The following is an 18344-nucleotide window of genomic DNA, read 5'->3' on the forward strand; positions in this document are numbered from 1 at the left end:
CTGCTAGGGGTCGATCGACGCGAAATCCACCCACAGATGCCGGGGCCCGCGGAACACCTGATTATGCCGATACGGCGGTGGGTCGACGACCAGTCGTGGCGAGCGCACCCGGCGTAGGAAGATCTCCAGGGCGATATTGATCTCCAGCCTGGCCAGCGGTCCGCCGAAGCAGGTGTGGATGCCGCTGCCGAAGCCGAGGTGCTCGTTATCGTCCCGGGTCGGGTCGAAACGGTCCGGGTTCTCGAACCTGCGCGGGTCGCGGTTGGCCGCCGCCCAGACCAGGAATACCGCGGAGCCCGCCGGGATCCGGGTTCCGGCGATCTCGATGTCCGCGGTCGCCCAACGGCTCGGGAAGAACTGCACTGCCCCTTGGAGGCGCTGCACTTCCTCGATGGTCCGCGGGATCAGTTCGGGGTTGTCGCGCACCAGGTTCCATGATCCCTGGTTGCGCAGCAGCGTCATCACGCAGTTGCTGATGGTGTTGACCGTCGAGTCGTGGCCGGCGACCAGGAGCAGCTGCGCGTTGGACTCCGCCACGGCCTTCGACACCGGACCGTCGGGACCGTCGTCATGCAGGGCAGCCGACAGCAGGCCCGGTGCCGGCTCGCGGCTGAGACGCTCGACGAGATCATGGATGTAGGAATTCAATTCGGCCATGCTCGTTGCGGCCTTCGCCACCGCGGCCCGGCCAGCGTCGCTGTCGCGCTCAGGCCCCACATCGGCGCCTTGCATGAAATCCGTCACCCAGCCGTGGAACTTCGGTTCGTCGGCCATCGGCGCCCCCAGCACCTGGAAGATCACCGACACCGGGATCGGGTAGGAAAAGTCGTCGACCACATCCATCCGCGTGCCGCCGCTGGCTTTGGCCCTTTCAGCGACCTTGTCCAGCAGGCTATTCGCCAGGTCGGCGACCATGGTTTCCATGCTCGGGATCACGCCGGGGGAGTGCGGCGGACCGAAGTGACGCATGAACTGCCGCCGCATGCGGTCGTGGTCGGGTGGGTCGGACACGAGCATGCTCAGGTCGCGCGCCTGGGCGGCTTCCTCGGGCTCGAGTTGGGCCTGCTTTTCACCGAACATCCCGGACGGGCTGCGGCTGATATCGGAGCTGATCCGCGGATCATGCGACAGGGCAACCGCTTCCGGGTAACCGGTCACGACGTAGGTCTTGTCGGAGACCTTGGCCACCGGCGTCTTGCGCAGCTCCTCGAAGTACGGGTAGGGGTTCGGCCGGTTTTCGAACTTCATCGCCTCGGCCCAGGCGGTTGCGGCATCCATGCTCACTCCTTAAGCGCGAGGGCGGAATTCGGCGCCACGCGAGGTCGGGTCGTGTCCGGTCAGCACGACGTCCGGATTACCCGCAGGCTCACGCGGATCGGGGAAACGTGCCGGCATCACCTCGGCATTCGCCGGCCGGTCGTACCCGGGCGGCGGGGGAGGAAATGGCGCAGACTTCTCGATCAACGAGGCGTAGTAGGGCAACCACTTGCCGTGGTTGAAGGTGACCGCGCCGACGATGCGGCCCCGCTTGCCGTACGCGGCTGCAAAGCGGCGTTCGGACGGCGAACCCTGGGTGAAGACGATCTCGTCACCGTAGGAGCACACCCCGACACTCTTGATGTTGACGCCGAACTGCCCGGACCAGAATGATGGCAACGGCAGGTGCGGTACTCGACCGACTTCGAGGTTGATCATGTTGTTGGCGGCCACCTGGGCACCGAAAACGGCGTTGTCCCAATGCTCTTGGCACATGAATTCGTAGTCGTAGAGGACGTGCGGGGCGCGGGCGACATCGCCGGCGACGAAGATGTGATCGGTGACGACGCCGTTGATATCGAACGCCCGGCAGCCGGCGTCGCAGCCGACACCCCACTGGCCTGCGGCAAGCCCGGCACCGTCGAGCCATTCCACATTGCGGATGGAGCCGAGTGAGGCCACCACGACGTCGACGTCGAGCACGGTCCCATCAGAGAGATGGGCGTGCCGCACCTGTCCGGCTTTGCCTTCGAGTCTCTCCACTGCCACACCGGTGCGCAGGTCAACCCCTGCGTCGCGCATCATGCCCGCGGCGATCTCACTGATCACCCCGCCCAGGGCCCCCATCAGCGGGCCCCTACCGCGTTCGGCCACCGTCACCGGCAGGTCGAGGTCGCGGCATACCGAGGCGATCTCCGAGCCGACGAACCCGGAGCCGACGATCAGCACACGCTTGGGGCGAGCCTTGAGCGCGGCGGCCAAAGCTGCGGCGTCCTCGACGGTGCGCACGGTGAACACACCTTGCAATGCGCCCTCCGCAGGATTGGGCCACGGACGCGCCCGTGTTCCGGTGGCGATCAGCAGTCGGTCGTATTCGACGTTCTCCCCGTTGGCCAGCTTGACGACATGGTTGATCCGGTCGAGGCCGACCGCGGCCACGCCCAGCTTCCAGTCGGCGTCTACCGGTCGCAGCCGAGGCAGCTTGGTGTGGTCCGCGGGCACCCAGCCCTTGAGCACCTGTTTGGACAGCGGCGGACGGTCGTAGGGTTCGTGCGGTTCGTCGCCGATGATGGTCAGCGAACCGTTGAACCCCTTGTCCCGCAATGCCTCCGCGGCCCGCAGGCCCGTCAGCGAGGCGCCCACGATCGCGATCCGGCCCTCGGCCCGGAACCTCGCGACGATCTCGTCGACCGAGTACGTCCCGGTACGTCCGATCGTCACAGTGTGTCCCGATCCGACGGCGGCTCCACCTCGACGATGATGGCCTGCACAGGGCAGGACGCCGCGGCCCGCAACACGCGTTGCCGTTGCGAATCGTCCGGGTTGGGGTCGTAGGCGAGGGCTTCCTCACCGATCAGCTCGAGGACGTCCGGCGCCAGCGGGACGCACTGGGCATACCCCTGACACTTGTTGAGATCGACCACTAACCGCATGAGCGGACACTAGCCGCGCGAGGTCAAATAACGCTGGCTATTTCGGTCTTCAACGGGATGTTGCAGCGGTTACGCAGGTCGACGCCGGGCTGGCGGATCGCGGAGAGCTCGTCGCGGACCTGCGGGTTGGCGGCGAGGTAGTCCTGGGTCTTCTGCTTGGCTTGGGACTTCGGCAAACCCTGCAGGCTGGTCAGGAAGTCGTTGACGTCGGGATGGGTGAACAGATACGTCGTCATCGAGGCCGATACGCCGGTCATCACCGCGGTCACGTCGCCGGCCGTACAGCCCGGAATGGGGTCGGCGCTTGCGGTTCCCGTCGCGCCGAGGAGGATTCCGCCGCTAGCCAGGAGCGCCGCGGCGACGCGACCGAGAGAACGAGTTGACGACTTCATGCGACTCCTAAGTCCTGACATCACGGTGGCGGGAAGTCTAGCTGGGTACGATTGCGCAAACCGACACAAAGGACAGCCATGTCACGGATACGCCAGTTGCTGCTTCTGCCCGCCGCCGGGATCGGTATTGCCGCCGCGGTGTTGTCCGCTCCGATCGCGGCCGCCGACACCACGACGACGACGGCGCCGCTGCCCAATTGCGAAAGCTATGACGGCAGCTCGATCGCCGGTGGGCAGACGACGATGTGCGAGACGCCAGGCAATGTCCAACTGAACTCGACGCCGCAGCAGTACCCCGGCGAGGAGCCGTTCTACGGATTCCCGGCCTTCGGCTTCTGGTGACCGCGATCCGGCCGTTCCGGATCGCGGTCTCCGACGAGGTTCTGGCCGATCTGAGTGATCGGCTTGTCCGCACCCGTTGGCCCGAGCGGGAATGCGTGGACGACTGGTCCCAGGGCATCCCGCTGGATTACACCCGCGAGCTGGCCGCCTACTGGGCCGATGAATACGACTGGCGCGCGCGGGAAGCCGCGCTCAACCGGTTCGACCAGTTCGTCACCGAGATCGACGGGCTGGACATCCATTTCATTCATCAGCGCTCCGCGAATCCCGATGCGCTGCCGCTGATCATCACCCACGGCTGGCCCGGCTCGGTGGTCGAATTCACCAAGGCGATCGAGCCGCTGACCGAAGACTTCCACGTGGTGTGCCCGTCGCTGCCGGGCTACGGGTTCTCCGGCAAGCCGACCTCGACCGGCTGGGGGATCGAGAAGATCGCGCAAGCGTGGGACACGCTGATGGCGCGGTTGGGGTATCAGCGGTACGGCGCTCAGGGCGGTGACTGGGGTGCGGCGGTGACGACGCAGATCGGCCGGAACGGGGGTGGTTGCGTGGGCATCCACACCAACATGCCGGTGGCCTTTCCGAGCGGTGGTCTGGACAATCCCACCCAAGAGGAGAAGGACGCGCTGGCGGCGGGGGAGTTCTACGCGAAGTGGGATTCCGGCTACTCCAAGCAACAGTCCACTCGCCCGCAGACCGTCGGCTACGGATTGGCCGATTCCCCGGTGGGCCAGCTGGCCTGGATCGTGGAGAAGTTCTGGGCCTGGACCGACTGCGACGGACATCCCGAGAACGCGCTCACCCGTGACGAACTGCTCGACAACGTGATGATGTATTGGGTCACCAATGCTGCGACCTCGTCGGCCCGCCTGTACTGGGAGAGCTTCCGGTTCTTCGGCGCCCAGGCCAAGGTCGAGGTGCCCACCGGGATAGCGCGGTTCCCCAAGGAGATCATGCGTCCGCCGCGTAGCTGGTGTGAGAACAGCTACAACGTCACCCGATGGACAGACATGCCGCGCGGCGGGCACTTCGGCGCGTTCGAACAGCCGCAGTTGTACGTCGACGATGTTCGGGCGTTCTTCGCCACGCTGTCCTGAAAATCAGATCGGGCTGAACGATCAGGTCTCGTCGACCAGCTCGAATTCCTGGTCGAAGCGGACGTGGGCCAGTCCACCGCGGGCTACCCGGCCCGAGGGGAGCGTCGGGTGTTGCAGCCAGATGGACACGCCGGGGGAATCGCCATCCTCGCGACGCTCGATCCGAAGGACCTCCGCCGGATAGACGTAGCCGGAGTCCGGGTCGTGGCAGCTCACGAACTTCCCGACGTGCTCCTGGGTCATGTCGCCGGCCTTGATCCTGGTGTTCTCGGTCATGCGTCGACGGCTCCGATTAGTGCGGGCGGGATATTCGGCACCCGCTTGATGGCGTCGAGCAGGGCGTGGGCACCCGAGTCGGCCAGGTGGTTGGCGTCGACCGACGGGTCGAGGACCCGCTGTCGGCACAGTTCGAAGGTGAACGCCAGCCAGGCGTACACGATCACGCGCAGGTCGCGCTCGACCTTGGAGTCCAGATCCCCGTGTGCCACGTCGGTGATCGCGGCCATGATGCGTTGCATCTGGCGCTCGTTGTCGACGTCGTCGATGCCGCGCAGCACCGGGTCGGTGCGGCCCATCCCGATGTAGGCGGCCCACGCGCCGTGCGGATGCTCTTCGTCGTAGCGGATATAGGCCAGTACCCCGGAGCGCAGCCGGTCGAATAAGGTCTCGCCCTCGGCTGCCGGGGTGTTGGTGGCCTCGAACAGGCGCTCGCTCTCGGCCCGGACCACCGCAGCGAAGAACGCCCGCTTGTCGGGGAAGTAGTGGTACATCAGTGCGCGCGAGACCCCGGCGCGCTCGGCGATCTCGTCGATGCGGACCTCGTCGTACGGACGCTGGCCGAACACCTCAGCGCCCAGCGCGAGCAGCTCGCTGCGCCGGTCATCGGGCGACAGGCGGCGACGTGCGGGCGAATCCGGCATGCGGACATATTGACACACGTACAACAGCGTGTTTCGGCCTAACCGAAATGCACGCCCTGAGCCAGCGGTAGCTCCGAGGAATAGTTGACGGTGTTGGTGGCGCGGCGCATGTAGGCCTTCCATGAATCCGAGCCGGACTCGCGGCCGCCGCCGGTCTGCTTCTCACCGCCGAACGCCCCGCCGATCTCCGCGCCCGAGGTGCCGATGTTGACGTTGGCGATCCCGCAGTCCGAGCCGTCGGCAGCCAGGAAGCGCTCGGCTTCGCGGACGTCGGTGGTGAAGATCGCCGACGAAAGACCCTGGGGCACAGCATTATTCAGCGCGATCGCCTCGTCGAGCGTGTCGTAGGTCAGCACATACAGGATGGGTGCGAACGTCTCGTGGTGCACGATGTCAGTCTGGGCGGGCATCCGCACCACGGCGGGCTCGACGTAGAACGCGTTCTCGCCGGGCTCCCCGCCGACGTGGTGGCGCTGGCCGCCGATGACCTCGCCGCCGTCGGCCACGGCTTGCTCCAGCGCGCCGACCATGTCGCGGTAGGCGGTCTCGTGGATCAGTGGCCCGACCAGTGTTCCGTCCGTCGCCGGATCGCCGATCGGCAGCGTGCGGTAGGCCGCGGCGATCCGCTCGACCAGGGTGTCGGCCACCGAGGAATGCGCGATCAGCCGCCGCAATGTGGTGCAACGTTGCCCCGCGGTGCCCGCTGCCGAGAAGACGATCGCGCGTACGGCCAAATCCAGGTCGGCAGAGGGTGTTACGACGGCGGCGTTGTTGCCGCCGAGTTCCAGTAGCGCCCGGCCGAATCGTTCGGCCACCCGCGGGCCGACCTGCCGGCCCATCCGTACCGAACCGGTGGCCGACACCAACGCCACCCGGGGATCGTCGACCAAGGTCTCGCCGACCTCGCGACTGCCGAGTACCAGCCGGCTCAGATGACCCGACACACCTACATCAGTGGCGGCCCGCTCGATCAGGGCCTGGCAGGCGATCGCCGTCAGCGGGGTGAGCTCGGAGGGCTTCCACACCACCGTGTTCCCGCACACCAGCGCCACCGCGGCGTTCCACGCCCATACCGCCACCGGGAAGTTGAACGCGGTCACCACCCCGACCACCCCGAGCGGATGCCAGGTTTCCATCAGCCGGTGCCCGGGGCGTTCCGACGCGATGGTGCGCCCGTACAGCTGACGCGACAGCCCGACCGCGAACTCGCAGATGTCGATCATCTCCTGGACCTCGCCGAGGGCCTCGGAGGTGATCTTGCCTGCCTCGACGGTGACCAGGGTGGCCACGTCCGCCTTGTGCTCGCGCAGCAGCTCGCCCAGTCGTGCGACCAGCTGGCCCCGCACCGGTGCTGGGGTGGTTCGCCACGTCGAAAACGCCTGCGCTGCTTCGGTGATCGCCACCTGTGTCTGCTCAGGCGTGGTCTCGGCGACGGTGAACAGGATGTCGCCGGTCACGGGTGTGCTCGCCTGCAGGCCGTGTACCCCGGGTTCAGCGAGGTCGGTGCGCACACCGATCGCATCGAAGGCGGCGCGCACGGCAGCGCGCAGGTCCGCGGCGGTGGGCAGCGAGGTGGCGGTGGTGGTGCTCATGCGGGGGCCTCCTGGGCGGTCGCGTCGTAGAGGTCGTACGGGTCGTGAATGCGGCGGCCGATCGTGCCGGCCATCCAGTCGATGTCGTAGCCGGATTCATCTGCCACGCCGGCGGCTTCGGTGTCAGCGTCGAGATTGGATCGGAAGATCCCGGCCGCCGAGGCGGGCAGGAAGTCCTCGTACACCACGGGTGCTTCGGGGTCGCCGCGGTGGTAGTAGGCCAAACCTTGCGAGGCCATATCGTCGTCCGAGGTGGGGAAGTAGTCGCCCCATACGGCGGCCGGATCGGCACCGGCCATCGCGGCGTCGTAGCGTTCGCGGCCCTTGCGGGTCAGCGCGACGCCGCGGGCCTCCACCTCACCGAAGCGCACCCGCAGCGTGCCGTCGGTGACGGTACCGTCGGTCTCCAGGAAGCGGCGCGGCTCGGCGAGCGCGCGAAACGACGTCTGGCGCAACAGAACATCGGGACCGTCGCAGTGCGGCGGCCCCTGGATCGCGTCGATCATCGTGATCCCGCGTGCGGTCATCCGCCGGTACAGGTCCTCGATGTCGAGCACCCGGGGGGTCAGGTGGTTGATGTGGGTGGTGGGTACCCCGGCGATATCGGCGGCGACGGCCGATACCTCGGTCAGCTCGGCGTACCAGGCCCGGTCGACCGGTTCCCTGCACAACGCGAAAGCGGCCACCGCCCGGGTCACGAAGGCCGTCGCGGTATCGGCATCGCAGCCGCCACTGGTGGCGATCCGCCGGGCGTCTGCGATGAGCTCGGGATCGAACACTGTTCGCCTGCGCAAGTATTCGTCGATCCGGTGACGTAGGCCGGTGTCGAAGAACCGGCCATCGCGGGTGGCCAGCATCGAGGTGAACACCCGGAACGGATTGCGCGCCAACTCCGCGGCATCCACCGGCCGGAATGCGGTGGATACCACCGGCACGGGTGAAGCGGCCTCGCGCAGGTCGTAGTAGCCCACCGGATACATTCCGAACGCCGCGAAAAGGTCTGCCACATCGGTCAATTCGCCCGGCGTGCCGACCCGGATCGCGCCGTGGCGTTCCGCGGTGACCCGCTCGATCGATCCGAGCCGCTCGGCCTGCGGATGGGCGGCCACATAGTCGCGGTTGACGGCCTCGCTGACCTCGACGAGCGTGGTGTAGGCCGGAACCTCGGTGCCGTACATCGTCGATAGCGCCGCCGCGAAGCGGGCCCGCAGCTGCCAGATCGGCACGTCAGGTGTCCTCATCACACACCGGCGCTGCGATAGTCTGCGGCGATGGCGGACAGCTCGGAGGCGACGCACGGTCTCGACGAGATCGACCGCACGCTGGTGCGCGAACTCGTCGCCGACGGAAGGGCCACGCTGGCCGAGCTGGCGGCCGCCACTGGGCTGTCGGTCTCGGCGGTGCAGTCGAGGGTGCGCCGTCTGGAGTCCCGCGGGGTGGTGACCGGATACAGCGCACGGGTGGACCCCGAGGCTTTCGGGCACCTGCTGTCGGCGTTCGTGGCGATCACCCCTCTCGATCCTTCCCAACCTGATGATGCCCCCGCCCGGCTGGAACACATCGCCGAAATCGAGGCGTGTTATTCGGTGGCCGGTGAGGAGAGCTACGTGCTGTTCGTGCGTGTCGAGTCGCCACGGGCGCTGGAGGGCCTGTTGCAACAGATCCGGACCGCCGCGAACGTGCGTACTCGAAGCACGATCGTTCTCAATACATTTTACAGTGATCGGGTTCCTTTACCGGAATGATTCCATCACAGCGCTAGGATATCGTAAAAATTACGATAGAATCGCCGCATGACGGAACTCTTGTCGCGAGACGATGTATTGTCCGGGTCCACTGCCGACCGGCGCAGCGCCGTCGAACCCGCGGACGTCCGTACCGTGCTGGCCCGCAGCATCCTGGCCGACGGGCTTGATCTGATCCTCGACCTGGAGCGGTCGTCGGGCTCATGTCTGGTCGACGCCCGAGACGGCACTCGGTACCTCGACATGTTCACGTTTTTCGCCTCCTCGGCGTTGGGGATGAACCATCCCGCGCTGGCCGACGACCCGGCGTTCCGAGCCGAGCTGGCCACGGCCGCGATCAACAAGCCGTCCAACTCCGACGTCTATACCGTGCCGATGGCGCGCTTCGTCGACACGTTCGCCCGGGTGCTCGGCGATCCCGACCTTCCGCACCTGTTCTTCGTCGACGGCGGTGCCCTGGCGGTGGAGAACGCCCTCAAGGTGGCCTTCGACTGGAAGAGCCGGTACAACGAGGCCCGCGGGATCGACCCCGCACTCGGCACCCGGGTCCTGCACCTGCGCGGGGCTTTCCACGGCCGCAGCGGTTACACCCTGTCGCTGACCAACACCGACCCCGTCAAGGTGGCGCGGTTCCCCAAATTCGACTGGCCGCGCATCGATGCCCCGTACGTGCGTCCAGGTGCTGACATGGCTGCACTTGAGGCCGAGTCGCTGCGCCAGGCTCGGGTAGCTTTCGACGCCCACCCGCACGACATCGCCTGCGTCATCGTCGAACCCATCCAGGGCGAGGGCGGCGATCGGCACTTCCGGCGGGAGTTCCTCACCGGGATGCGCGCGCTGTGCGACGAGTACGACGCCCTGATGATCGCCGACGAGGTGCAGACCGGTTGCGGCATCACCGGTACCGCGTGGGCCTACCAACAGCTCGGGTTCACCCCGGACGTCGTCGCATTCGGTAAGAAGACGCAGGTGTGCGGTGTCATGGCCGGCCGTCGGGTCGATGACGTCGCCGACAACGTCTTCGCCGTCAGTTCCCGGATCAACTCGACCTGGGGCGGCAATCTCGTCGACATGGTGCGCTCGCGCCGGATCCTAGAGGTCATCGAGGCCGACGGTCTGTTCGCCAATGCCGCCGCGATGGGTGCCTACCTGCTCGCGGGCCTCGGCGAACTCGCCCGTCAGCTGCCCGATACTGTCCGCGACGTGCGGGGCAGGGGATTGATGTGCGCATTCAGCCTGCCCAGTACCGAACGCCGGGACGCCGTGCTGGGTGCGCTGTGGGAGCGCGGAGTGATCATGCTCGGCAGCGGTCCGGACAGCGTGCGGTTCCGCCCGGCGCTCACCGTGACACGGTCGGAGATCGACCGCGCACTGGCTGCCTTGAGAGAGGTATTGCTCGCGGCGGTCTAGCATTCGGGGCATGCGGCTGTCCCCGGTCCTCGGCGTTCTCGGCGCGGCAGCGGTGCTGCTCGCCGGGTGCGCGCAGACCGTCGCAGGCAGCGCGGTGTCCAACCCGGCGCAGGGCATCAAACCGCTGCGTGCCGACGACACCGATCAGGTGCTGATCGGCCCGGCGCCGCTGCACGACATCGTCGGGGTCAAACTGCAGACGGACGCCGACCAGACCCGGCCCATCCCCGGATCCTCTGCGGTACCGGCCTGTTCGGCGCTCGACGCCGCGGGCATGGAGGCCTTTCTCGGCGACAAGTGGTCGGGACTGCACGTCATGTTGTTCACCGATGGCGACCGGCACGAGCACGTCGTGGCCGAGGCCGTTGCGATCTATCCCGAAGCGGGGTCGGCGGCAGCGCAGTTCGCCACCGGCACCAAGAACGCCAAGGCCTGCGACGGTCAACGGGCCCTGAGCACCGGCGGTGACGCGGCGTGGAAGTTCACCGTCCCGGAGATCAACGCCGACACCGTGCGCTGGAACAAGCAGCAAATCGGTATTCCGTTCGACTGGACGTGCTACGCGGAGGCCAGGCTGCGCAACAATGCCATCGTGCAAGCGATGGCCTGCCAGGGCGACGATGGCGGCCAGATCACCGTGACGAGGATGACCGACCAGATGTCGGCGAGTGTCTGGGAGCTCTCCGGGCGCTGACCGATTCGGTTGTTGCTCAGTGTGTTTCAGTAGGTGGGTTTACGACCGCTCCCATCGGGCAAATAGCAAACATGCAGGAAGCTCAGATCGAGGCGCGGTCAACTCGGTTGGCGTCGGCCGAAACCGGTGTGTGGACCGTCATCCGCTTTACCGTGGCGGCGGCCGCGGCAGGTGTCGGGTTCCTGGTGGTCGGTGCGCTGTGGATGTCGACGTGCACCGGCGGTGTCGGGCTCGACACTGCCGCGTGCGGGCCCGTCCAGCACACCATGTTGGACCTCGGCGCTCCGATCATCCTGCTCATCGCCGCGGTGTGGGCATTCTGGCGCGGCCGTGGCGCGGCCCAAGGTGCGGCGTGGCACGGTGCCGGTGTGGTCCTGCTGATCCTCACCGCCGTGACGCTGATCCCGGCGAACTGACTTGCCAACAACAAAAGCCCAGCCGATCGGCTGGGCTTTCGTTGTTGCTACGTGCTATTGGTTGGCCTTCTGGCGCTCCTCGGCGGCCTTGGCGCCGGCGCGAGCAGCGTCGGCTTCGGCTTCCTTCTTGGCAGCGTCACGCTCGGCTTCGGCCTTGTCTTGCTGAGCCTTGCCCTCGTTGATCAGGTCGCCGCGGCCGGTCACAGTACCCACGGCTTCCTTGGCCTTGCCCTTGACGTCCTCGACGACGCCCTTGATGGCTTCTTCCGGTCCACTGTTCTTATCGTCGGACATGAAACATCCCTTCCGTCAATAACTTCGGATCAGTGAGATCAGATCTTCCTTGCTCAGCCCGGAATAACCCGAAATCCCAAGCTGTTTCGCCCGCTTCTTGAGCTCCGCGACGGTCCAGCCCTCGTAGGCGCAGGACCGACTGGGTCGAAAGAACCGAATGTCGTCGACATCGGCCCTTGCCACAGTGGCACTCGACATCTCCTACCCCCTTTGCTGAGGTTCCGTTCCTCGGTGGGACTTGTACCCCGAGCGGCCCTTGCGCCAAACATTGGCTAACTATCGGATCTCATCCCGATCGGGATCCTCGATGACCTGCTGTTGTTCCTGCCAATCGGATTCGTTGGCTTTCCACGGTGCGGCATTCCCGTCGATCGGTACCCGCTCGTCGGGGTCGGCAGCGTCCAGGTCGGCCGATTCGACCGCCATGCGATGTTGCTCGGTGGCGTCGGCGACACGCGCGTGCGTCAATTTACTTGGCGGGAAACTGATTGATCGATCAGCGTGCCGCGCCGGAAGCCGAAATTTACGGCGGCGCAAGCCTTGACGGCTGCAGTGCTGCCGAATAACGGGGATAATCGTTGTACTGCAAGGAATTTGACGGTCATCGAGTTGGCCGATACGACGGTGCGCAGGCGTGGTCCGTCGGGTGCGGCTCGTCGTGCGCACGAGTACGCGACGTCGGCGGGTGAGGCGGCGCCAGCTCCCTGATTCGGCGGCACCGCGGTTCCCCTCGGCGGGCCGACCCGTAGTGGGCGGCATACCTGCGTGTCACGGCGAATCGCCCGTCTGTCGATCAGACCGTGAGCAGCCTCACGGTCTGCCGAACGAGAATTTGCGACCGGCAGGTTTGACCCTTGCCGCAGGGCGGGTATGAAGGAGCCACCATGACGACGACTTCCTGGGCAGTGCTGCGCACGCCGACCTGGTCAGCGCACGACCGTGGCTAGCACCTGGAGTAGTGTCGGGTCGACATTGCCGGGAGGCCAGATGAACGATGCCGAAAGCCGAGGTAGCGCGACACAACGCAGTGTCCGTGCCGTCGAGTTGAGGGTTGCTGCCACGTTGGAAAACCTTGCCGTACTGCGCACCGTGGTCGGCGCGGTCGGCACGTTCGAAGACCTGGATTTCGACGCCGTCGCAGATCTGCGGCTGGCGGTCGACGAGGCCTGCACGCGGCTGATCCGCTCGGCGTCGCCGGACGCGACGCTCGTGGTGATAGTCGATGCGCACGACGACGTGGTCGTCGTGGAGGCCTCGACCACCTGCGACACCGCCGATGTGGTCACCCCCGGCAGTTTCAGCTGGCACGTGCTGAGTTCGTTGACCGATGATGTGCAGACGTTCCACAACGGTCACGAGCCCGGCAGCGACGGGCAGGTTTTCGGCATCACTCTGACCACGAGGCGGGCGGGCTCCGGGCGGTGACTTCCCGAGCCACGGATAGTTCGTCACGACGGACGAACTCTGAGTACGCCGACGTCCCGGACATGTTCCGGGAGTTGGCGAAACTCGACGCGGACTCCCCAGAGCACCAGCGCCACCGAGACAGCATCGTGGAGCGGTGCCTTCCGCTGGCTGACCACATCGCCCGCCGCTTCGATGGCCGCGGTGAACCCCGCGACGATCTGGTGCAGGTGGCCCGCGTCGGCCTGGTCAACGCCGTCATTCGCTACGACGTCGAGACCGGTTCGGACTTCGTGTCTTTCGCGGTGCCGACGATCATGGGCGAAGTGCGCCGTCACTTCCGTGACAACAGCTGGTCAGTGAAGGTGCCGCGCCGGCTCAAGGAACTACACCTGCGGCTGGGCGCGGCGACATCGGAGCTATCCCAGCGACTGGGACGCGCGCCGACCGCCTCGGAACTCGCTGTGGAACTGGAGATGGATCGCGAAGAGGTCATCGAGGGCCTGGTCGCCGGTAGCTCCTACAACACCCTGTCGATCGACAGCGGTGGGAGCGGCAGCGACGAAGACGCACCCGCGATCCTCGACACCCTCGGCGACGTCGACTTGAGTTTGGACCAGATCGAGAACCGCGAGGCGCTGCGCCCGCTGCTCGACGCCCTGCCGGAGCGTGAACGCACCGTGCTCATGTTGCGATTCTTCGAGTCGCTCACTCAGACCCAGATCGCCGAGCGCGTCGGCATCTCACAGATGCACGTCTCGCGACTGCTGGCGAAATCGCTAACGCGGCTCCGCGACCAGCTCGAGTAGCCGACGCGGTTCGCCGCTGAGCAGCTCCATGGCCGCTGGGATCGAATCGGCGACTGGCAGCGTGTTGTCGGGATCGCACACCCGCATCAAGCGGGACACTGCTTCGCCGGTCACCATCGCCCATCGGGCGGATGCGTTGGCGCACCGGACGTTGATGGTGTGCAGGGCCGAAAAGCCAGCGGTCCCGAAAAAATCCAACGGGCTCAGGTCGAGCACCAGGTGCGTGCCGGTGGCGGCGCACTCGTCCACATGGTCGGCGAACGCGGCGGCGTTGGACGCATCGAGTTCACCGTGCACAGTGATGATCCCGACGCTGTCGTCGGGCCAATCGGTGGTGAAGCGGGCGGAAGTATGGACAACAGACATGGTGACTCCATCAGCGAACAGGTAGGCCCATAAAGTGCGGGAGCTCGCGCGCCTCACACGTCTTTGACGTAGTGCCTGGCGGCTGTGAACTCAACCTGTTGTGAACACTACGCCCGCCTGCGGTGCGGTGGCAGCGCCAGCGGCGGGTTCTAATAATCCTCAGAGAATTGGGGGGCAGTCACACTGTGTACATGGCGAATGGCGACCAAATAGCCGGTGTATTGCTGGCGGCCGGCGCAGGTGTCCGCTATGGGATGCCGAAAGTTCTTGCTGCCCAAGGTCTGTGGCTGCGCTCGGCGGTGATAGCGCTGTCCGAGGGCGGTTGCGATGACGTGGTGGTCGTGCTCGGCGCGGCAGTCGTGGACGTCCCGGCGCCGGCCCGCGCGGTGATCGCCGACGATTGGCAGCGGGGGATGGGCGCGTCGTTGCGCACGGGCTTGGCGTCGGTACCCGAGGCCGATTACGCCGTCGTGCTCACGGTCGACACCCCCGACATCGGCGCCGACGTGGTGACGCGCCTGCTCGATGCGGGGCGCATCTCGCCGTCCGGCATCGCCCGCGCCATCTACGCCGGACGGCCCGGCCACCCGGTTGTCGTCGCCCGAAGGCACTGGCCCGAACTGCTCGAAACGCTGCACGGCGACGAGGGTGCGCGCCGATTCCTGGCCAGTCGCCAAGACGTGGTGGCGGTCGACTGCGCCGACCTGGCCACCGGGCTCGACATCGATACGCCTACACGGTCAGATTGAGGGCCGCGGCGGCGAAGCGGCGCACGGCGGTCGCCGCCACGGCGGCTGCTTCGTCGTGGCCCGGCCTGGCCCGCGTCGACAGGGTCGCGGTGCGCGGATCGATCGTGACCTCGGCCAGCAGCTCACCGGTCGACGGTTCGCACACCGCCCACGAGTAGCCGGATTCGGCCGACCACTGCGCCGTGCACCTGGTCACGTAGTCCGGATCGGTCTCGCCGAGCTCAGCAAGGGCAGGCCGATCGTCGATGCGTTCGTCGGCCCGAAGCGCGCGCAAATACCAAGCGCCAGCATTGATTTCGACAGGATCCATCAGCGGCGGTACAGCAGTATGCCGAGGATCGGAAGAGCCAACCAGGCCAGCCAACCGTGCGGCACCAGGATGGTGAACCCCAATGCCACCAGCGGGATGAGCGCCATCACGATGGCCCGCCAATCCCTGGCCCGCTCGATGTCCGACGGTGACGCCTCGCCGGGTTTGGCCGGGAGATCGCTGAAGATCGGCTCGAGATCGGCGCGGGTCACCGCGGCGGCAATTGCCGCACTGCGCTCGGAGAACTCGTCGGGGTTGAGCCGGCCTTCGGAGAACTGCCGGCTGAGCAACGTCATGGCCTCTTCGCGCTCGGCGGTACCGATCCGCACCCGGTCTGGATCTTCAGTCACGAGAACATCATGCTGGATGGCATGCGGATAACTGTTGCGGGAGCAAGTGGGCAGATCGGCAGGCAGGTCGTCGACCTGCTGACCGCAGAGGGGCACGAGGTGGTGGCCGCGTCGCGCACATCGGGTGTCGACGTACTGACCGGCGACGGTGTCGCCGACGCACTGCGCGACGCCCATGTCCTTGTCGACGTGCTCAACTCGCCCTCCTACGAGGACGAGCCGGTGTTGGAGTTCTTCAGCACCGCAACCCGCACTCTCGTCGCGGCCGCGCAGGCCGCTGGGGTGGCGCATTACGTCGCGCTGTCAATTGTCGGGGTGACCCGGCTGCCGACGAGTGGTTACATGCGCGCGAAGGTGGCCCAGGAGACGTTGATCGAGGCTGCCGGGCTGCCCTACACGATCGTGCGCGCCACCCAGTTCGACGAGTTCGCCGACGGCATTGTGGCCAGCATGACCGAGGGTGACGTGGTGCGGGTGCCCGACGCCCGGATCCAGCCCATCGCGGCCGCCGAAGTGGCCGCGCATGTGGCTCGTGCGGCAGTCGGATCGCCCGTCGGTGTCGTCGAGATCGGCGGACCCGACAAGATCACCTTCGCCGAACTCGCTCGGGTGGTGCTGGCCAGGCGCGGCCAGCAGCTCACCGTCGTCGTCGACCCACGCGCACCCTACTTCGGCGCTCAGGTGGACGGCGACAGCCTCGTCACCGGCCCGGGCGCGGTACTGGGAACGACCAGATTTACTTGATCTCGGCGAGGACCGTGCCCTGGGTGACCGCGGCACCGGCCTCGACGGCAAGCCCGGTGATGACACCGTCCTTGTGCGCGGTGACCGGGTTCTCCATCTTCATGGCCTCGAGCACCACGACGAGATCACCGGTGGCGACGGTCTGGCCCTCTTCGACGGCCACCTTCACGACGGTGCCCTGCATCGGTGCGGTCACCGCGTCACCTGAGGCGGCGGCACCGGCGTGGGCGCCACGCTTGCGGGCCTTCGGCTTCTTCCGGATGGCGCCGGACTCGGCGGAGCCGGAGCCGTTGCCGAGCGCCAGGTCACCGGGCAGCGACACCTCGACACGGCGGCCGCCGACCTCGACGACCACCTTCTGCCGCGGCTGAGCTTCTTCCTCGTCGACCGGACCACCGCCGGTGAACGGCTCGACGGTGTTGTTCCACTCGGTCTCGATCCAGCGAGTGTGCACCGTGAAGCCGTCGTCGTCACCGATGAAAGCCGGGTCGCTGACCACCGCGCGATGGAACGGGATCACGGTCGCCAGACCTTCGACGGTGAACTCGTCGAGGGCCCGAGCGGCCCGCTGCAACGCCTCGGCGCGGGTGGCGCCGGTGACGATCAGCTTGGCCAGCATCGAGTCGAACTGCCCGCCGATCACCGAACCGCTCTCCACGCCGGAGTCCAGACGAACGCCCGGGCCGGTCGGCGGCTCGAACTTGTTGACCGGGCCGGGTGCGGGCAGGAAGCCGCGGCCGGCGTCCTCGCCGTTGATGCGGAACTCGATGGAGTGGCCGCGCGGGGTGGGATCCTCAGTGATGTCCAGCTTTTCGCCGTTGGCGATGCGGAACTGCTCACGGACCAGGTCGATGCCTGAGGTCTCCTCGGTCACCGGGTGTTCCACCTGCAGGCGGGTGTTCACCTCGAGGAACGAGATCAGGCCATCCTGGCCGACCAGGTACTCGACGGTGCCCGCACCGTAGTAACCGGCCTCCTTGCAGATGCGCTTGGCCGACTCGTGGATCTCCTTGCGCTGCGCGTCGGTCAGGAACGGCGCGGGCGCTTCCTCGACCAGTTTCTGGAAGCGGCGCTGCAGTGAGCAGTCGCGGGTACCGGCCACCACCACGTTGCCGTGCTGGTCGGCGATCACCTGCGCCTCGACGTGGCGCGGCTTGTCCAGGTAGCGCTCGACGAAGCACTCGCCGCGGCCGAAGGCCGAGACGGCCTCACGGGTGGCGGAGTCGAACAACTCGGGGATTTCTTCGAGGGTGCGGGCGACCTTCATGCCGCGGCCGCCACCACCGAAGGCCGCCTTGATCGCGATCGGCAGGCCGTACTCCTTGGCGAAGGCCAGGATCTCGTCGGCGTCCTTGACCGGATCCGAGGTACCGGGGACCAGCGGCGCCTGTGCGCGGGCGGCGATGTGGCGGGCGGTGACCTTGTCGCCCAGGTCGCGGATGGACTGCGGGCTCGGCCCGATCCAGATCAGCCCGGCGTCGAGGACGGCCTGGGCGAAGTCGCCGTTCTCGGAGAGGAAGCCGTAGCCCGGGTGGATGGCGTTGGCACCGGACTTGGCCGCGGCGTCGAGGATCTTGGCGAAGTCCAGATAGGACTCCGCGGAGGTCTGACCGCCCAGCGCGAATGCCTCGTCGGCCAGCCGGACGTGCGGTGCGTCGGCGTCGGGCTCGGCGTACACCGCCACGCTGGCCAGTCCCGCATCCCGGGCCGCCCGGATCACCCGGACCGCGATTTCACCGCGGTTGGCGACGAGGACCTTGGAAATGGTCTGACTGGGCGTGTGATTGGGCACCGCGCCTCC

Annotated in this window: 25 protein-coding genes; 10 read left to right on the forward strand and 15 right to left on the reverse strand. The window is 66.9% G+C overall.

The features are described 5' to 3' along the window. Nucleotides 1–3: 3 nt before the first annotated feature. The 4 genes from SLQ31_RS07540 to SLQ31_RS07555 are packed head-to-tail and all read right to left on the reverse strand — an operon-like array spanning nucleotide 4 to nucleotide 3301. A complete protein-coding gene (locus tag SLQ31_RS07540; RefSeq protein WP_319431120.1) occupies nucleotides 4–1278 on the reverse strand; it encodes a cytochrome P450 in 1275 nt (424 codons plus the stop codon). A gap of 9 nt (nucleotides 1279–1287) precedes the next feature. Further along, nucleotides 1288–2691, reverse strand: coding sequence for an NAD(P)/FAD-dependent oxidoreductase (locus SLQ31_RS07545; protein WP_413641922.1), 1404 nt, complete (start codon nucleotides 2689–2691; stop codon nucleotides 1288–1290). Nucleotides 2692–2693: 2 nt separating this feature from the next. Next, nucleotides 2694–2909 (reverse strand): ferredoxin, encoded by a 216-nt coding sequence (locus SLQ31_RS07550; protein ID WP_319431124.1) that lies wholly within the window; start codon nucleotides 2907–2909, stop codon nucleotides 2694–2696. A 23-nt stretch (nucleotides 2910–2932) separates the two neighbouring features. Then, a complete protein-coding gene (locus SLQ31_RS07555) occupies nucleotides 2933–3301 on the reverse strand; it encodes a heme-binding protein (RefSeq protein WP_319431125.1) in 369 nt (122 codons plus the stop codon). 78 nt (nucleotides 3302–3379) lie between these two features. Here SLQ31_RS07555 and SLQ31_RS07560 point away from each other — a divergent pair, with 78 nt between their 5' ends. Beyond that, a complete protein-coding gene (locus tag SLQ31_RS07560) occupies nucleotides 3380–3643 on the forward strand; it encodes a hypothetical protein (RefSeq protein ID WP_319431127.1) in 264 nt (87 codons plus the stop codon). 5 nt (nucleotides 3644–3648) lie between these two features. Further along, nucleotides 3649–4740, forward strand: coding sequence for an epoxide hydrolase (locus tag SLQ31_RS07565; RefSeq protein ID WP_319432932.1), 1092 nt, complete (start codon nucleotides 3649–3651; stop codon nucleotides 4738–4740). A 21-nt stretch (nucleotides 4741–4761) separates the two neighbouring features. Here SLQ31_RS07565 and SLQ31_RS07570 read toward each other — a convergent pair whose 3' ends face one another. The 4 genes from SLQ31_RS07570 to SLQ31_RS07585 are packed head-to-tail and all read right to left on the reverse strand — an operon-like array spanning nucleotide 4762 to nucleotide 8493. Then, on the reverse strand, nucleotides 4762–5016 hold the full coding sequence (locus tag SLQ31_RS07570) for a hypothetical protein (protein ID WP_319431129.1): 255 nt from the start codon (nucleotides 5014–5016) through the stop codon (nucleotides 4762–4764). Beyond that, a complete protein-coding gene (locus SLQ31_RS07575) occupies nucleotides 5013–5660 on the reverse strand; it encodes a helix-turn-helix domain-containing protein (protein ID WP_319431131.1) in 648 nt (215 codons plus the stop codon). Before SLQ31_RS07575 ends, SLQ31_RS07570 begins: the two co-directional genes overlap by 4 nt. 38 nt (nucleotides 5661–5698) lie before the next feature. Continuing rightward, nucleotides 5699–7252 (reverse strand): aldehyde dehydrogenase family protein, encoded by a 1554-nt coding sequence (locus tag SLQ31_RS07580; RefSeq protein WP_319431133.1) that lies wholly within the window; start codon nucleotides 7250–7252, stop codon nucleotides 5699–5701. After that, entirely contained in the window at nucleotides 7249–8493 is a 1245-nt protein-coding gene (locus SLQ31_RS07585; RefSeq protein ID WP_319431135.1) for a VOC family protein, read from the reverse strand. The genes SLQ31_RS07580 and SLQ31_RS07585 overlap by 4 nt, the downstream gene beginning before the upstream one ends. Nucleotides 8494–8523: 30 nt before the next feature. Here SLQ31_RS07585 and SLQ31_RS07590 point away from each other — a divergent pair, with 30 nt between their 5' ends. From SLQ31_RS07590 to SLQ31_RS07605, 4 genes are all read left to right on the forward strand, one after another. Continuing rightward, complete coding sequence (locus SLQ31_RS07590) at nucleotides 8524–8997, forward strand: Lrp/AsnC family transcriptional regulator (RefSeq protein WP_319431137.1); 474 nt, start codon at nucleotides 8524–8526, stop codon at nucleotides 8995–8997. Nucleotides 8998–9045: 48 nt separating this feature from the next. Further along, on the forward strand, nucleotides 9046–10407 hold the full coding sequence (lat, locus tag SLQ31_RS07595) for an L-lysine 6-transaminase (RefSeq protein ID WP_319431138.1): 1362 nt from the start codon (nucleotides 9046–9048) through the stop codon (nucleotides 10405–10407). 10 nt (nucleotides 10408–10417) lie between these two features. Further along, entirely contained in the window at nucleotides 10418–11101 is a 684-nt protein-coding gene (locus SLQ31_RS07600) for a sensor domain-containing protein (protein WP_319431140.1), read from the forward strand. Nucleotides 11102–11172: 71 nt separating this feature from the next. Further along, the gene (locus SLQ31_RS07605; RefSeq protein WP_319431142.1) at nucleotides 11173–11517 is read left to right on the forward strand and encodes a hypothetical protein; all 345 of its coding nucleotides are present in this window, start codon (nucleotides 11173–11175) and stop codon (nucleotides 11515–11517) included. Between the two features lie 54 nt (nucleotides 11518–11571). Here SLQ31_RS07605 and SLQ31_RS07610 read toward each other — a convergent pair whose 3' ends face one another. The 3 genes from SLQ31_RS07610 to SLQ31_RS07620 all read right to left on the reverse strand — a co-directional run bounded on the left by SLQ31_RS07610 (nucleotide 11572) and on the right by SLQ31_RS07620 (nucleotide 12237). Further along, the gene (locus SLQ31_RS07610) at nucleotides 11572–11811 is read right to left on the reverse strand and encodes a CsbD family protein (protein WP_319431144.1); all 240 of its coding nucleotides are present in this window, start codon (nucleotides 11809–11811) and stop codon (nucleotides 11572–11574) included. A gap of 15 nt (nucleotides 11812–11826) precedes the next feature. Next, nucleotides 11827–12009, reverse strand: coding sequence for a Rho termination factor N-terminal domain-containing protein (locus SLQ31_RS07615; protein WP_319431146.1), 183 nt, complete (start codon nucleotides 12007–12009; stop codon nucleotides 11827–11829). 78 nt (nucleotides 12010–12087) lie between these two features. Continuing rightward, nucleotides 12088–12237, reverse strand: coding sequence for a hypothetical protein (locus tag SLQ31_RS07620; protein WP_319431148.1), 150 nt, complete (start codon nucleotides 12235–12237; stop codon nucleotides 12088–12090). Between the two features lie 561 nt (nucleotides 12238–12798). Here SLQ31_RS07620 and SLQ31_RS07625 point away from each other — a divergent pair. Next, nucleotides 12799–13236, forward strand: a complete 438-nt coding sequence (locus tag SLQ31_RS07625) for an ATP-binding protein (RefSeq protein ID WP_319431150.1) — start codon at nucleotides 12799–12801, stop codon at nucleotides 13234–13236. Beyond that, nucleotides 13233–14024, forward strand: a complete 792-nt coding sequence (locus SLQ31_RS07630; RefSeq protein WP_319431152.1) for an RNA polymerase sigma factor SigF — start codon at nucleotides 13233–13235, stop codon at nucleotides 14022–14024. The genes SLQ31_RS07625 and SLQ31_RS07630 overlap by 4 nt, the downstream gene beginning before the upstream one ends. Here the strand turns inward: SLQ31_RS07630 and SLQ31_RS07635 are convergent. Then, nucleotides 13995–14390, reverse strand: a complete 396-nt coding sequence (locus SLQ31_RS07635; protein WP_319431153.1) for an STAS domain-containing protein — start codon at nucleotides 14388–14390, stop codon at nucleotides 13995–13997. The genes SLQ31_RS07630 and SLQ31_RS07635 overlap by 30 nt on opposite strands. Before the next feature lie 191 nt (nucleotides 14391–14581). On the opposite strand from SLQ31_RS07635, the gene SLQ31_RS07640 reads away from it, so the two are divergent. Then, nucleotides 14582–15139 (forward strand): nucleotidyltransferase family protein, encoded by a 558-nt coding sequence (locus SLQ31_RS07640; RefSeq protein WP_319431156.1) that lies wholly within the window; start codon nucleotides 14582–14584, stop codon nucleotides 15137–15139. Here SLQ31_RS07640 and SLQ31_RS07645 read toward each other — a convergent pair. After that, nucleotides 15123–15449, reverse strand: a complete 327-nt coding sequence (locus tag SLQ31_RS07645) for a hypothetical protein (protein WP_319431158.1) — start codon at nucleotides 15447–15449, stop codon at nucleotides 15123–15125. The genes SLQ31_RS07640 and SLQ31_RS07645 overlap by 17 nt on opposite strands. Next, nucleotides 15449–15799 carry a DUF1707 domain-containing protein gene (locus SLQ31_RS07650; RefSeq protein WP_319431160.1) on the reverse strand — a complete coding sequence of 117 codons (351 nt, stop codon included), beginning with the start codon at nucleotides 15797–15799 and terminating at the stop codon, nucleotides 15449–15451. Before SLQ31_RS07650 ends, SLQ31_RS07645 begins: the two co-directional genes overlap by 1 nt. A gap of 21 nt (nucleotides 15800–15820) precedes the next feature. Between SLQ31_RS07650 and SLQ31_RS07655 the strand changes: the two genes are divergently transcribed. Further along, on the forward strand, nucleotides 15821–16543 hold the full coding sequence (locus tag SLQ31_RS07655; RefSeq protein ID WP_319431162.1) for an SDR family oxidoreductase: 723 nt from the start codon (nucleotides 15821–15823) through the stop codon (nucleotides 16541–16543). On the opposite strand, the gene SLQ31_RS07660 is transcribed toward SLQ31_RS07655, so the two are convergent. Further along, on the reverse strand, nucleotides 16536–18335 hold the full coding sequence (locus tag SLQ31_RS07660) for an acetyl/propionyl/methylcrotonyl-CoA carboxylase subunit alpha (RefSeq protein ID WP_319431165.1): 1800 nt from the start codon (nucleotides 18333–18335) through the stop codon (nucleotides 16536–16538). The two genes, SLQ31_RS07655 and SLQ31_RS07660, sit on opposite strands and share 8 nt — an antisense overlap. Nucleotides 18336–18344 lie beyond the last annotated feature (9 nt).

The sequence above is a fragment of the Mycobacterium sp. RTGN5 genome (genome assembly GCF_033804465.1).
Taxonomy (GTDB): Bacteria; Actinomycetota; Actinomycetes; order Mycobacteriales; family Mycobacteriaceae; genus Mycobacterium.